The organism is Kitasatospora sp. NPDC089509 (assembly GCF_044749365.1).
Taxonomy (GTDB): Bacteria; Actinomycetota; Actinomycetes; order Streptomycetales; family Streptomycetaceae; genus Kitasatospora.
The window spans coordinates 154,766-168,252 of the sequence record NZ_JBIVHS010000001.1; the positions used below are offsets into that span (position 1 = coordinate 154,766).

12 protein-coding genes and 1 pseudogene are annotated in these 13,487 nt (G+C 75.5%); 5 read left to right on the forward strand and 8 right to left on the reverse strand.

Features of this window, described 5'->3' with window-relative positions:
- Positions 1-187: 187 nt before the first annotated feature.
- Both ACIP4P_RS00525 and ACIP4P_RS00530 read left to right on the forward strand, forming a co-directional pair.
- Positions 188-442, forward strand: a complete 255-nt coding sequence (locus tag ACIP4P_RS00525; RefSeq protein WP_400913212.1) for a DUF6296 family protein — start codon at positions 188-190, stop codon at positions 440-442.
- Between the two features lie 185 nt (positions 443-627).
- On the forward strand, positions 628-1,242 hold the full coding sequence (locus ACIP4P_RS00530) for a DUF4328 domain-containing protein (protein ID WP_400913214.1): 615 nt from the start codon (positions 628-630) through the stop codon (positions 1,240-1,242).
- A gap of 33 nt (positions 1,243-1,275) precedes the next feature.
- Here ACIP4P_RS00530 and ACIP4P_RS00535 read toward each other — a convergent pair whose 3' ends face one another.
- Positions 1,276-1,818 carry a CGNR zinc finger domain-containing protein gene (locus tag ACIP4P_RS00535; protein WP_400913215.1) on the reverse strand — a complete coding sequence of 181 codons (543 nt, stop codon included), beginning with the start codon at positions 1,816-1,818 and terminating at the stop codon, positions 1,276-1,278.
- 50 nt (positions 1,819-1,868) lie between these two features.
- On the opposite strand from ACIP4P_RS00535, the gene ACIP4P_RS00540 reads away from it, so the two are divergent.
- The gene (locus tag ACIP4P_RS00540) at positions 1,869-3,416 is read left to right on the forward strand and encodes an FAD-dependent monooxygenase (RefSeq protein WP_400913217.1); all 1,548 of its coding nucleotides are present in this window, start codon (positions 1,869-1,871) and stop codon (positions 3,414-3,416) included.
- Here ACIP4P_RS00540 and ACIP4P_RS00545 read toward each other — a convergent pair.
- From ACIP4P_RS00545 to ACIP4P_RS00560, 4 genes and pseudogenes are all read right to left on the reverse strand, one after another.
- The gene (locus ACIP4P_RS00545; RefSeq protein ID WP_400913219.1) at positions 3,390-4,208 is read right to left on the reverse strand and encodes a hypothetical protein; all 819 of its coding nucleotides are present in this window, start codon (positions 4,206-4,208) and stop codon (positions 3,390-3,392) included. The two genes, ACIP4P_RS00540 and ACIP4P_RS00545, sit on opposite strands and share 27 nt — an antisense overlap.
- A 235-nt stretch (positions 4,209-4,443) precedes the next feature.
- The gene (locus ACIP4P_RS00550) at positions 4,444-5,703 is read right to left on the reverse strand and encodes a hypothetical protein (RefSeq protein ID WP_400913221.1); all 1,260 of its coding nucleotides are present in this window, start codon (positions 5,701-5,703) and stop codon (positions 4,444-4,446) included.
- A gap of 97 nt (positions 5,704-5,800) precedes the next feature.
- Positions 5,801-6,313, reverse strand: a pseudogene (locus tag ACIP4P_RS00555) (SigE family RNA polymerase sigma factor); the annotation flags it as partial.
- 45 nt (positions 6,314-6,358) lie between these two features.
- The gene (locus ACIP4P_RS00560) at positions 6,359-7,009 is read right to left on the reverse strand and encodes a phosphatase PAP2 family protein (RefSeq protein WP_400913222.1); all 651 of its coding nucleotides are present in this window, start codon (positions 7,007-7,009) and stop codon (positions 6,359-6,361) included.
- Between the two features lie 403 nt (positions 7,010-7,412).
- Here ACIP4P_RS00560 and ACIP4P_RS00565 point away from each other — a divergent pair, with 403 nt between their 5' ends.
- Both ACIP4P_RS00565 and ACIP4P_RS00570 read left to right on the forward strand, forming a co-directional pair.
- Positions 7,413-8,393 (forward strand): helix-turn-helix domain-containing protein, encoded by a 981-nt coding sequence (locus ACIP4P_RS00565; RefSeq protein ID WP_400913223.1) that lies wholly within the window; start codon positions 7,413-7,415, stop codon positions 8,391-8,393.
- Positions 8,394-8,488: 95 nt separating this feature from the next.
- The gene (locus tag ACIP4P_RS00570) at positions 8,489-9,595 is read left to right on the forward strand and encodes an alpha/beta hydrolase (RefSeq protein WP_400913225.1); all 1,107 of its coding nucleotides are present in this window, start codon (positions 8,489-8,491) and stop codon (positions 9,593-9,595) included.
- A gap of 91 nt (positions 9,596-9,686) precedes the next feature.
- On the opposite strand, the gene ACIP4P_RS00575 is transcribed toward ACIP4P_RS00570, so the two are convergent.
- The 3 genes from ACIP4P_RS00575 to ACIP4P_RS00585 all read right to left on the reverse strand — a co-directional run bounded on the left by ACIP4P_RS00575 (position 9,687) and on the right by ACIP4P_RS00585 (position 13,311).
- On the reverse strand, positions 9,687-10,295 hold the full coding sequence (locus tag ACIP4P_RS00575) for a helix-turn-helix domain-containing protein (protein ID WP_400913227.1): 609 nt from the start codon (positions 10,293-10,295) through the stop codon (positions 9,687-9,689).
- Positions 10,292-11,800: an MFS transporter gene (locus ACIP4P_RS00580; protein ID WP_400913229.1), complete on the reverse strand. Its 1,509-nt coding sequence runs from the start codon at positions 11,798-11,800 to the stop codon at positions 10,292-10,294. Before ACIP4P_RS00580 ends, ACIP4P_RS00575 begins: the two co-directional genes overlap by 4 nt.
- A 341-nt stretch (positions 11,801-12,141) precedes the next feature.
- Positions 12,142-13,311 (reverse strand): hypothetical protein, encoded by a 1,170-nt coding sequence (locus tag ACIP4P_RS00585; RefSeq protein ID WP_400913231.1) that lies wholly within the window; start codon positions 13,309-13,311, stop codon positions 12,142-12,144.
- Between the last annotated feature and the right edge of the window lie 176 nt (positions 13,312-13,487).

The following is a 13,487-nucleotide window of genomic DNA, read 5'->3' on the forward strand; positions in this document are numbered from 1 at the left end:
GCGGGGCGGCAGGGCTCGGTCCGGACGGCCGGACCGCAGCAGCAGCCTGCCCACTCCGGGCCGCGCGCACCAGGGGGTGCTGGCCCCTGGGGTGCAAAACCGCGTCAAGACCTCCACCGTTCGTGTACAGCCGCCCGGGCGCGGAGGACAATCGACACAGGCGGGGAGTCCGACGAGGAGGACGGCGATGAAGAGCCTTGAACGCCGCTACGCGGTGACCCTGCCTGGGCCGGTCTGCGGGCACGCCCCACCGGCCGTCGTCGTGGTGCACCGCACCGACGCCCTGGGCCCCGGCGGCGGGCCGGTCTGGGCGAGCTCCGACGGCACGCTCCGGGTGGAGATCACCGGAGAGGTGGCCACCGTCCTGAGCGCCCCCGTCGGCACGGCCCCGCACCCCTGCCTGCACGCCGTCGCCCTGCCCGACCGGGTGGTTCCGGCGTAGAGCATCACATTCGGTCCTCCCCGGTGACGCCCGGTGCCCGGCAGGGCCCGGGCGTTCCGGCGTCGGTGGTGCCGGTTCGGTGGTGGTGGCGTGGAAAGGCCGTGGACAGGGCGGATGTGCGTCCCTATCCTTCTGGCGATCTCTGCGTGTGACCAGCACCGCAGGCGTTTCCGGTGGGGGCCGCGTTGAGTACTGAAGCCGATCGTGTCGAGCCGCGTCCGCGCGTCCTGCGCTGGCCGGCGGGTGATCCCCGGTCGTTGGCGGTGGCGGCGCAGGTGTTGATCGCGGCGCAGACCGCGCTGCAGGTGGTGCTGGCGGCGGCCGGTGGGATCAGGACGGAGCTGTTCCGCCAGTGCGCGCCGCTCAACGCGCCGCTGTTCATCGGCGCCGTGGTGGTGTTCCTCTGCTGGTTCCGGCGCTGCCGGCTCAACGCCGAGCGCTTCGCGCCCCGGACGCACAAGTACTCGACCGGGTTCGCCGTCGGGGCGTGGTTCATTCCGGGGGCGATGTGGTGGATCCCGCGCCAGGTGGCGCTGGACATCTGGCGGGCGAGCCCGTCGGCGGGCGGCGCCTGGTTGATCGACGCGTGGTGGGTCGCCTTCCTCGCCAAGACGGTCGGCGGGGTCGTCCTGGAGCTCACGCTGCCGTTCCAGTACCTGTACTCGCCCTATGACGCCGCGGTCGCGGTGGTGGCCGCGGTGCTGGCGGTCCTGGTGATCCGGGGGACCACGGCCGGCCAGTACGCCGCGGCGAGCGCGGAGCCGGCCGTGCCGCCGTTCGCGGGGTTCTCCGCCCGCTGAACCGCCCGCTGAGCCGCCCGCCGACCCGGGCCGCTAGTCGGCGGTGCGTTGGGCCCGGTGGGCGGCGACCCGGACCCGGGTGGCGCAGCGCGGGGTGCAGTAGCGCTGGGGGGTGCGGCGGCCGGTGTCGATGAAGTGGCGCCCGCAGCCGGGTGCGGCGCAGCGGCCCCAGGCGCAGCTGCCGCGTTCGCTCAGCCACAGGCCGAGCGCGAGGGCGGCGGTGGAGAGCAGCCAGTGGGTGAGGCCGGCGTCGGCGGGGGCCCGGGTGTGCAGGGACCACGGGCGGCCGGGGAGCCGGACCAGGTGGGGGCGGGGCGGGTGGCGGTCGAGGAGGGCGTTGATCGCCTCGGCGGCCCGGTCGACGTCGTCGGTGTCGAGGACGGCGATCACGGCGCCGGTGGCCCGGCACAGCTCCCGGGCGTCGGCGTCGGTGAGCCGGAACGGCGGGCCGCCGTGGCGGTCCAGCAGGGCCTGGAGTTCGGCGGCGTCCGCGTCGGGGTCGGCGCGGACGGTGTTGGCGAGTTCGGCGAGGAAGTGGAGGCCGCGGGGGTTCTCCTCGTCGGGGGTCCTGGTCATGGCCACATGGTAACGTCAAAAACGGAATATAGGCGTTACGGAGGAGTGGCATGCGATATCCGGCATCGACGTCCGTACTCATCGTCGGCGGGGGTCCGGTCGGCCTGACGCTCTCCGTCCTGCTGTCCCGCCACGGGGTGGACCACCTGTTGGTCGAGGCGCACCCCGGCACCTCCCGGCATCCCAAGGCCCGTGGCGTGTCGGCGCGTTCGATGGAGGTGTTCCGGCGCTGCGGGCTGGAACCGGAGATCCGGCGGGCCGGGCTCCCGGCCTCGCAGGTGTTCTTCTACCGCGGCCGCACCCTGGTCGACCCGGACTTCGTCCGCACCGGGGCGCCGACGTCGGACGGCCCCGAGCGGACCCCGGCGCCCGGGCTGATCTGCTCCCAGGACGCCCTGGAGGCCGTGCTCCTCCGGCGGGCCCGTGAACTCGCCCCGGACGCCGTCCGGTTCGCGACCCGGCTGACCGGGTACCGCGAGGACGGCGACGGTGTGCACGCCGTGCTGGAGGAGCCGGACGGCGGGGCGCGGCACACCGTACGGGCCGACTGGCTGATCGGCTGCGACGGCGCGTCGAGCACCGTCCGGACGGCCGCCGGGATCGCCATGGACGGGCCGACCGGTCTGGGCCACTTCCTCAGCGTCCGCTTCGAGGCGCCGCTGGGCGCGGTGGTGGCCGACCGGGCCAGTGCCTCGTACTTCCTGACCGAGCCCGGCCGGGGCGGCTTCCTGGCCGTCGACAACGACCGGCGCTGGATCTACCAGCACCCGTACGACCCCGGGCACGAGTCCGTCGACGCCCTCCGGGACGACCACCCGAGGCTGGCCCGGCTGGTCCGGGACGCGGCGGGCCTGCCGGAGCTGCCGGTGACCGTCCTGGACACCACCACCTGGCGGATGGACGCCCGACTCGCCGCGGCCTACCGCCGCTCCCGGGTGCTGCTCGCCGGCGACGCGGCCCATGTGACGCCCCCGACCGGCGGGCACGGCATGAACACCGGCATCGGCGACGCGGACAACCTGGCCTGGAAGCTGGCCTCGGTGGTGGACGGGACGGCGGGGGAGGCGCTGCTCGACAGCTACCAGGCGGAACGCCGCCCGGTGGCCCGGCAGGTGATCGACCTCTCGCTGGCCAACTCCCGGGCCCGGACCAGCTACCGGATCGACGACGAGCTGCTGCTCACCGCGGCGTACACCTCCACGGCCGTCCTCCCGGAGACCCCGTCGGATCCGTCGGCCCCGCCGGCCCCACCGCGTCCGGCGCTCGACCCGGAGCGCGAGCACCCCGAGGGCGTCCCCGGCACCCGCCTCCCGCACCTGCGGATCGGCGAGGGCTCCACCCTGGACCTGGTCGGCCCCGGTTTCACCCTGTTCGCCGCCGACGCCGCCTGGCAGCGGCACGCCGACGCCGCCACCGCGGCCGGCCCGCCCGTCGCGCTGCGTCGGCTGCCGGCGGACCTGCTGGCGCGGCTCGGCCTCCCACCGGGCGGCGCGGCGCTGGTCCGCCCCGACGGTCATCTCGCCTGGCGCGCCGCGGGGTTGCCCGCCGACGAGGCCCGGCTGCCGGACGTGCTACGGCGGATCCTGGCCCGGGACTGAGCCCACCCGGGCCTCCGTCGACCGCGCGGCCTCGACGAGCAGGCCGCGGAGCTCGGTGAAGCGCTCCAGCAGCGGATCGCGGAAGTACCCGCCGATCAGCTGGGACCAGCCGACCGGGAGCCGGTCGGCGAGGGCGAGCACCCGGGCGGTCTCCTCCTCGGACAGGCAGCGGCTCTCCCGCAGGCAGAACGCCAGCAGGTCGCGCTCCTGCCAGCGCTGCTCCGCGTCCTTGCCGGACCAGTCGACCAGGAGGTCCCGGGCGACGGACGCCGAGGTGTGCTGCGGGTGTTCGCAGAACTCCGCGTCGGGGTGGAGGCACCAGCCGTTCTCCAGGGCGGCCACCGCCGAGCGCAGTACCGCCCGGTCGACCGCGACCCGCGCCAGCTCCCGGCAGTGGCCCAGCAGGGCGAGGGCGCGGGAGCGGAGGATCGGCGGGGCCAGCAGCTCCAGCGGGCCGTAGCCGGTCTCGACCGCCAGGGCGCGGTCGGCGAGCCGGGTGCGGCGCCGCTCGTGCGCGACCTCCGGCAGCCCGCGCACCGTCGCCGCCAGCGCGTCGGCCGCGCGCAGGAACGCGGCCGAGGCGTCGGTGAGCGCGTCCCGGCGCCGGGACTCGTCCTCGCCCAGCCGCTGCAGCCGGGCGGCCTCGACGGCGGCGCGGGCCTGCCGGAGGCCGGCGTCGAGCGCGGCGTCCGCCGCCCGCTCGCCGCTGCGCCGGGCCCAGAGGGCGGTGAGGAAGGCGATGGGGAGGGTGAGCAGGGCGGGGACTGTGGTGGCGAGCTCTGCCGGGTTCACGGGACCCGATGGTGCCGGTTCGGGGGAGTCGCCCGGGTCGGGCGACGGGAACTGAAGCAAACTGATCGACGGCCGACCGTTCCTCGATCGTTCACGATCGAATCGTTGCAGGGCAGTTGCGCCGGGAGCGGGGTGGCTCACGACGGCGCCTGACCGGCTCACGGCGACGCGTGACCGGCTCCCGGCGGCGGCCCGGTGGAGGGTGACTCCCGTCCGCCGGGCCGCCGTCACGCGGTCAGGAGCGCCAGACCGGCGCGGTCGCCAGGGCCTTCAACCCGTCCACGTCCAGGGCCGGATCGCCGGGGTTGAAGGTGTAGTCGTTCTCGCCGTTCCACTCGTTGATCCGCACCTGGCCGCCGTCCGGGAAGTAGACGACGGCCGTCCAGTGCAGGACCGGATTGGTCGCGGTCTTCCCGTTGCCGAAGCGGTTGGTGACGACGAGCGTTCCGTCCGGCCGCTTCTCGTGGACCTCCAGCGGGGTCGGGTGGTCGTTCCTCGCCGTCATCGCGAGGTCCTCCCGGCCGCGTTGGGACGGCGGGTCCACGGCGACCGTCAGCATGCTGGTGCGGCCCTCGAAGGTGACGGTGAGCGCGGCGTGGTCGGCATCCTGCTTCTCGACCTTCGCCCCGGCGGGCAGCAGCGGGACGAGCTTCGCGAGCAGGTCCGCGTTCGACGGGCCGGGGGTCGACGGCCGGGGAGCCGGGGTGAGGTTGGGCCTCGGCCCCTCGCCGGCCGGGGCGAGGGTGGCGAAGACCCGCTCCCAGGCGGGGGAGGTGACCAGGTCGGTCAGCTGGCTGTCGCTGGTGAGCGGCGGGTTGGGCCGGTTGACCGTGGCCGGCTGGCCGTTGTACTCGGTGAACGAGACCCGGCGGCCGTCCGGGCCCGCCCAGGTGACCCGCCATTCGCGGCCGCCCGGGGTGTGCTCGCTGCGCAGCTTGTCGATCACCAGCACGGAACCGTCCGGCCGGACCGTCCGGTCGCAGGAGTCCTGCGGCGTCTGGAAGCCGTCCATGCAGACCGCGGCCGCCTCCGGCGCCAGGTCGGTCCGCTCCACGGTGAAGGCGACGAGGCTCGCCCCCGCGCCGTCGTCGAACAGCAGAGTGGCGCCGTTCCGGTGCTGGTCCTGCTGCCCGGGCGCGCCGCTGGCGAGCAGCTGCGCCGTGCCCTTCGGCAGCAGGCCGGTGACCAGTGCCGTCAACTCCTCGGAGTCCATCGTCGGTCGCCCGGGCCCCGGATCGGCCGGTCCGACCAGCCCGAAGGCGCCGCCCCCGACGGCCGCGAAGCCGCCGGCCCCGGCCAGTACCAGGACCGCGAGGGTGCTCGCGACGGCGGTCCGTCGGCGGCGACGGCGCCGGCGGCCGCGGTGTTCGGCCTGGGCGGTGAGGGTGTGCTGCACCGGCTCCGGTGCCAACTCGGCGGCCCCGCGCAGGGCCTGGGCGAACACGTCGCCGAACTCGTCACCGAACCGGTCGGCGAACTCGTCATCAGTGGGCATGGCGCAGCACCGCCTTCTGGGAGGAGGGGTCGGGTCCGTTCGGGCCGGCCGGTCCGGCGGACTCGGCGGGGCCGGCGCGGCCGTCCAGGACCGCCCCGAGGTCGTCGCCCAGCACCGTGCGCAGCTTGGCCAGGGCGCGGCGGCAGCGGGTGCGGACGGCGGTGTCGCTCAGCCGCAGGACGGCGGCCGTCACCTCCACGCTGCGGTCCTCCCAGAAGCGGAGCACCAGCACGGCGCGGTCCGGCGCGGGGAGTTCGGCGAGGGCGCGCAGCAGCGTCAGTCGCAGTGCCGGGTCCGGGTCGTGCACGCCGACCTCGGGGAACTCGTCGGTGACGCGCTCGGAGGCGCTGCGCTTGCGCCGGTAGGAGAGGAAGGTGTTGACCAGGACGGTCTGCGCGTAGCCGCTGGGGTTGTCCATCCGGGAGATCTTGCGCCACTTCAGGTAGACCCGGCCGAGCGTCTCCTGCACCAGGTCCTCGGCGAGGTGGGCGTCACCGCCGGTCAGCAGGAAGGCGGTGCGCAGCAGGTGCCGGGCGCGGGAGGCGACGAAGTCCGGGAACTCCGGCCAGGGCGGCCCGGCCTGGGCGTCCGGACTCGATTCTTGATCCATACCTGGCTAACGCGGTGGGTCGGCGGTTGTGTGACAGTCAGGTTGTCAGGTGCCGTGCTTCGGGCGGTCGACCGGGGTCGGTGCCCAGGGGGGAAGCACGGCGGTGCCGAGGGCGAGCCACCCGGCGGCGAGCAGCCAGCCGCCGAGCACGTCCAGCGGCCAGTGCACCCCGAGGTAGATCCGACTGAGGCCGACCGCGACCGCGAACCCGACGGCGCCCGCGACGACCGCCCCGGTCGCGCTCGGCCGGACCCGGGCGACGGCCAGTGCGAACAGCCCCGCACAGACCGCTGCGGTGAAGGAGTGTCCGGAGGGGAAGGAGAATCCGGACGCGCCGGTGGCCCAGTCGACCCGGGGCGGCCGGGGCCGGGCGAAGGCCTGCATCAGACCCAGGCGCACCAGCTGGCCGACGATCAGCCAGAGCAGCGGGGCGAGCAGCAGCAGCGCGGCCCGCCGGGGCGGTCGCGGGGCCGGCAGGGCCCGGACGGCGAGGGCCCCGGCGGCCAGGGCGAGCAGATAGGGCACCACCGCGGAGCCGAGCGAGGTCACCACCACGGCCGCGGTCCGGGCCGCAGCCGGCCGGTGGGCGGCGCTCCAGTCGTCGGCCGCCCGCTCGAAGTCGTACGGCCCCCAGGCGTGGTCGGCCAGCAGGGCCGCCAGGACGGCGAACAGCAGGGCCGTGACGGCGGCCGCCATCGGCCACCGGGGCCGCCGGCCGGGCGGGTGCGGGTGCGGGTGCGGGTGCGGCGGTCCAGGCGGGCCAGGCGGGCTCGGCGGGTGGTTCATCGGGTCGGGAGCCCTTCCTGGGGAGCGGGGGTGCGGCCTCCATGATCGGGGGCGCCCCGCGCCCGCGACGGCCCATGCCGCGCGGGAATCGGCCCGGTCAGCGGCCGGGAGCGGTCGGCGGGGGAGCTGCCGGGAGGTGCTCCGGGAGGCGGCCGTACCATGTCCGACCTGTGGGTTTGCCGATCCGGGGCGAGTCCGGGAAAAGGTGGGCGGCTGGGCAGGGGCCCCGCGCCGAGGCGTGAGCGGAGGTGTCGGGGTGTCGGAGTGCAGGGGGGCCGGCGAGGACCGGGGGACGGGCCGGAAGGAGACGGCGATGGCGGCAGGAGTGGGACAGGTGTTCCGCGGTGAGGAGGTGCCCCGGAAGGAACGGTTCGACTGCTGGCGGGAGTTGCTGGAACGGACCCGGGCCTGCGACACCACCAGTGAGCACGCCGACGACTTCCGGGCCGAGCTGAGACTCTCCGAGCTGGGCGAGGTGGTCCTGCTGGGGACGGCCTTCCCCGCGGCCCGGTTCCGGCGGACCGAGCGGATGGTGCGGCGGTCGGACGCGGAGGTCTACCACCTGTCGTTCCTCCAGCAGGGCGGCATGGAGCTGACCCGCGGGGACGACCGGACGGAGCTCCTCGCGCCGGGCGACCTGCACCTGGTCGACAGCTCGACCCCGTACGACCTGCGGACCTTCGGGGTGTCCGGGGTGGGCATCGACTTCCCCGCCGCACTGCTGCCGCTGCCGCCGGAGCGGCTGCGCACACTGCTCGGCCGCGGGATCCCGGCGCGGGCGGGTTCGGCGGCGCTGCTGTCGGAGTTCCTGCTCGGGCTGGACCGGCAGGCCGCGGCGCTGGGGCCGGACGAGGCGGCCCGGATGGGCGCGGTGACGGTCGACCTGGTGGCCGCCTGGCTGGCCCGCGAGCTGGAGGCCGAGGCCGTGCTGCCGGAGGAGGCCCGTCACCGGGCCCTGGTCCAGGAGGTCCGGGCCTTCGTCTGCCGCAACCTGCACGACCCCGAGCTGACCCCGGCCGTGATCGCCGCCGCCCACCACGTCTCGGTCAGCCACCTGCACCGGGTCTTCACCTGCCAGTCGCAGGGCCGCACCCTGGCCGCCTGGATCCGCGAACGGCGCCTGGAGCGGGCCCACCGCGAGCTCGCCGACCCGGCCCGGCGCACCACCGCCGTCCAGACCGTCGCCGTCCGCTGCGGCTTCGCCCGGGCCGATGACTTCAGCCGCGCCTTCCGCGCCGCTTACGGCCTCTCACCCCGCGAACACCGGCAACAGGCCCTGGCCGGGGCGAGTTGAGGAAGCGTCAGGAAGAGGGGGTGGGTCCGGGGTCGGGGGCGGCCCGGTCGTAGCCTGAGCCGCGCAAGCCCGTGCTTCGACTTCCAGGGGGAAAGATGCGTTGGCGTTCCATGGCGACCGCCGTCCTGCTCGCCGCGGTCACCGCGACCGGACTGGCCGCGCCCGTCGCGAGTGCGGCCGAACCGAGTGCGGCCGAACCGGGGGCGGCCGTACCGGGGGTGCTGGTCCCCGCCGCCGACCGCGAGATCAGCTTCACCGCGGACGGCACCACCGCCTACGGCACCGTGCACGTTCCCGCCCACCGGGCCGGACAGCGGCTGCCCGCGGCCCTGTTGCTGCCCGGCAGCGGCCCGACCGACCGCAACGGCGACGAGCCGCCCGCGCTCACCCCGGGGACGCTGGCGGCGATCGCCGACACCCTCGGCGCCGACGGTGTGCTGACCCTGCGCTTCGACAAGTACTTCACCGGCCGCACCGGCCCCGGCGCCTACCAGGGCGACCCCGGCCGGCTCGACCTGCCCGCCTTCACCCGCCAGGCCGCCGCGGCCTACGACACCCTGCGCGAGCAGCCGGAGGCCGACCGGCACGAGCTGCTGGTGGTCGGCCACAGCGAGGGCGGGCTGCAGGCCCTGCTGGTCGCCCGGACCGTCCGGCCCGCGCCGGCCGGCCTCGCCCTGCTGGCCCCGCAGGACCAGCGCCTGCTGGACCTGCTGAGCGCCCAGCTCGACGGCCAGCTGGACCAGGCGGTCGCGGCCGGGCAGGTCACCGCGGAGGCGGCCCGGGCGAATCGGGCGGGCATCGCCGCCGCCGTCGCGGACTTCCGGGCCGGCCGTCCCACCGAGGCCGACACGGCCGGGCTGCTGCCGCCGCTCGCCGGACTGCTGAACGCGCTGTTCGGGCCGAACAACGCCCGCTTCGTGCGCAGCGACGACGCGGTCTACCCGCCGGACGTCGCCCGGCAGGTCCGTCCCGGCACCCGGGTCACCGTCACCTGCGGCACCGCGGACGCCAATGTGCCCTGCGCGGGCGTGCCGCCGCTGCTCGCCGCCCTGGCCCGGGCGCACACCACCGGCCCGGGCCTGCGCACCCTGGACGGCCTGGACCACTTCCTGCACCCGGCCGGCACGCCGGTGAACGACCGTGCGCTCGCCCCGGCGGCGGTGGCGGCGCTGCACGAGTTCGCCCGCCCCTGGAAGCGGTGACGCGCGAACCGGCAACCCCGGCGACGGGGTTGCCGGTTCAGCCTGGCGGGCCTGGCGGTCCTGGCGGGCCGGAGGGGCCTGCAGCCCGGTGTCAGATCGGCCGGCTGGCGGCCAGCAGGTCGTGCAGCAGCGGCAGCAGTTCCTCGGGGTCGGCCGCGGCGAGTTCGGCGAACGCCCCGCTGGACCGGGCCAGGATCACCCCGGCGAAGGCGGCCGCCGCCAACTCGGCCCGCAGCTGCGGCCGGTCGACCCCCTCGGTGGTGAAGCGCTCGTGCAGCGGGTGCACCATCCGCTCGTAGAGGTAGGTGCGTGAGGCCTGCTGCACCTCGGTGTTGTCGCCGGGGAGGACGGCGGCCTGGAAGGAGGGGCCCGGTCCGCGCTGGGTGAGCCGCACCAGCAGGGTGCGCAGCCGTTCCTCCTCCAGCAGGTCGGCCGGTGCCTCGGCACCCAGTTCGAGCTTGACGGTGGCCAGGTAGAGCTGGGTCTTGCCGCCGAAGTACCGGGCGATCAACGCCGGGTCCACTCCGGCCCGTTCGCCGATCTCCCGGGTGGTGGTGCGGTCGTAGCCGCGCTCGGCGAAGAGTTCCAGGGCGGCCCGGGTCAGCAGTTCGCGGCTGCGGGCGGCGTCCCGCCGCCGGGGCGGGGCGGGCTCGGTCCGGCCGTCGTTCCCGTCGAGGGGCTCGCCGTCGGGCGCGGTCACCGGTCGGCCCCCGCCCGCAGCACGGGCACCTCGGCCTCGCCGGCCACGGCGTCGGCGATGCTCTCTTCCACCAGCAGCTCCTCGTCCACGCGCACGCCCTTCCGGGCGGCGGCCGCGGCGCTGAGCCGCGGCAGGACGATCGTAGTCAGCCCGATCACCACCCACACCACGCAGCCGATCAGCGCCGCGTCCCGGTAGCCGCTGTCGGTCGGCAGCAGCCGGCCCGGCTGGGTGTGGGCCTGGAGCACCGCGCCGCACAGCGCGCTGCCGGTGGAGTAGCCGATGGTGCGCAGCAGCTGGTTGAAGCTGACCGCGCTGCCGACCTCGCCGGCGGGCACCGCGGCGACGATCAGCCCCGGCATCACGGCGAAGGTGCAGCCGACCCCGAGCCCGGCCAGCGCCATCACCACCAGGTGGCCCCAGAGCTGCTCGCGGCCGAAGAGGAAGAACAGCATCGAGCCCAGCGAGACGGCGCAGCCGATCGGCAGCACCAGGGCGGAGGAGGTGCGCCGGGTGAGGACCGGCACCATCTTGCTGGAGGCCAGGCTGGCCGCCGAGAAGGGCAGCAGCACCAGCCCGGCGACCACGACCGAGGCGCCCAGGCCGTAGCCGGTGCTGGTCGGGGTCTGGACGTAGCGGATCACCAGGGAGATCAGCAGGTACATCCCGACGCCGCCGACCAGGCCGGCCACGTCCGCGGTGAGCACGATCGGGTTGGTCAGGCTGCGCAGGTCGACCAGCGGGTGGGCGGTGCGCAGCTCGTGCCGGATCCAGGCGGCGAGCAGCAGCAGCGAGACGGCCGCGACCGTCCACAGCCGACCACTGGCCCAGCCCCAGCTCTCGCCCTCGCTGAGCACCAGCAGCAGCCCGACCAGGGCGAGGCTGAGCAGCACCGTGCCGAGCAGGTCCAGCGGGCGCCGTTCGCGCGGTGCGGGCCTGGGCAGCACGAGGGCGGCCAGCACCAGGGCCACGCCGCTGATCACGGCGCCGAACCAGAATCCGGCGTGGATCCCGAAGGACTGGGCGATCAGCCCGGTGATCGGGTAGCCGAGGCCGACGCCGGCGACGGTGGTGATCGACAGCAGTGCGACCGCCGGTCGGGACTTCTCGCCCGGCAGGGCGTCCCGCGCGGTGGCGATGGCCAGCGGCGTCAGGCCGACGCCGACGCCCTGCAGCGCCCGCCCGGCGATCAGCCACCAGAAGCCGAGCGGCAGCGCGGCCAGCACGCTGCCGACCACCACCACGGCGGCGGCCGCCAGGGTGACCGTACGGCGGTCCGGCCCGTCGCCGAGGCGGCCCAGCACCGGGGTGGCGACCGCCCCGACCAGCATGGTGATGGTCAGCGACCACTGGGCCTCGGCGAGCGAGACGTGGTTGACGGTGGCGATGGTCGGGATCATCGGCGCGCCGAGACTGCTGATCACCGCCACCACCGCGCTGAGGAACACCAGGACGGGCACCAGGGCCCGCTCACGTCGCGTCGACAGGCCCGTTCGGGTCTCCATGGACGCGCCCTCCCTTGTCACAGATCGAGCATCGGAACCGGGGAGCGGGACGCCGACCCCCGGGCATCCCGGGGTACAGGTGTGACCAAGGGATGTCATCATCAGATGTCATCGGATGATGTCTTCAGATGATGACATGCCGAGGGGCCGACACAGAAGCCGGGTCGGCGATGGAATTCCTCGTCGGTCCGTGGAGTCGGACGGGCGCGTTGCCCAGGGGTGGGCGGACGGGCCCACGGGTCGGCGATCGAGGCGGGGCAGGCCTGATCGGGCCGGGTGCCTGACCGGGCCGGGTGCCTGACCGGGCCTGATCGGGCCGGGCCCGGCCGTTGGGCCCGCCGTCACGGGCGGGGCAGCAGGGACTCCCACACGTCGCGTTCGGCCGTGGCCGACCAGACCACGTCCCCGTGGCCGTAGCCCGGCACCACCCGGTAGTCGACCCGGGCGCCGCCGGCGCGGACCAGCCGGGCCCCGAGGTCGTGGTCGCCGCGGCCCGACTCGGCGTTCACCCAGACCACGTCGGCCCGGATCGCGGCCCAGTCGATCCGGTGGGTGTCGGTCCGGCCGGCCCAGAGTGCCGCCAGGTCGCGCAGCAGCGCGGTCGGCTGGAGGCCGCTGCCGAGCCGGGCGATCGCCTCCCGCCAGACCGGCAGCGGGGTGTGGGTCAGGCCGAAGCGGTCGTCCGCGGGCGTGGCGCCGAAGACGTAGTCGCCGTCGCTGTGGCCGCGGTGGTGGATCCAGTTGGCGGGCCCGGGCAGCTCCCGGGTGCGGGTCAGGGCGTAGTGCAGCAGCCCGAGGTTGCTGAACTGCCCTGCCCGGCCGGCCGGTCGGGGCAGGCCGCTAGGGCCGTCCGGGTCGGTGGTGGCCCGGGCGAACAGGCCCTTCAGGCCGGGGTCGACGGTCGTCACGCCCGCCGCCAGCTGCTGGTCGAGCAGGTCGGTGAGGGCCTCGGCCCGGGCGACCAGGTCGGGTTCGGTCCGCGGGTCGTAGGGGCCGGTGGTGTCGAGGACGAGGACCCGGCGCAGGGCGTCGTCACCACTGCGGGCGGCGGCGGTGGCCAGGGCGAGCGCGGCCCCGGCGGAGTGGCCGAGCAGGTCGTACGGCAGGCCGGTGACGGATCCGGCGGCGGTGACCACCCGTTCGAGGTCTTCCCGGTGCCCGTCCAGGCCCCAGTCGGCGCACCGGGGGCCGATGCGATCGGCGGTCAGCGCGTCCTCGCGCGGGGTGGTGCCGATGACCAGGTACCCGTGGTCGGCGAGGAAGCGGGCGAGGCTGCGGCCCTGCGCGGTGCAGTAGTTGGCGGCGACGTTGAGCCCGCCGCCCGGGAGCAGGTGCACCACCCGGTGGGCCGGGCGCTCCTCGCCGCGGGTGTCTTCCAGGGCGTCGACCGTGAAGGCGTCCCCGTGCCGGTCCGGGACGACCAGCCGGCGGTGTCCGGGGCCGACCCGCAGCACCGCCGGGCCGTCGCAGCCGAGGGCCGCCCCCAACTCCTCGACGACGTCCACGCCCACCGCTGTTCCTCCCGTACCCGAGCCGCTCGCGCCGCCGGACGGCGCTGAGCAGCGCTGACCGGCGTCGAACAGTGTGACGTATCACCGCTGTCGGCCGCGAGGTAGCGTTGGGTAGAGATGGCATGTACGCTGCGTGTCGCTGGTTGAACAGTATGCGGGCCTGGCCGCTGCTCCGT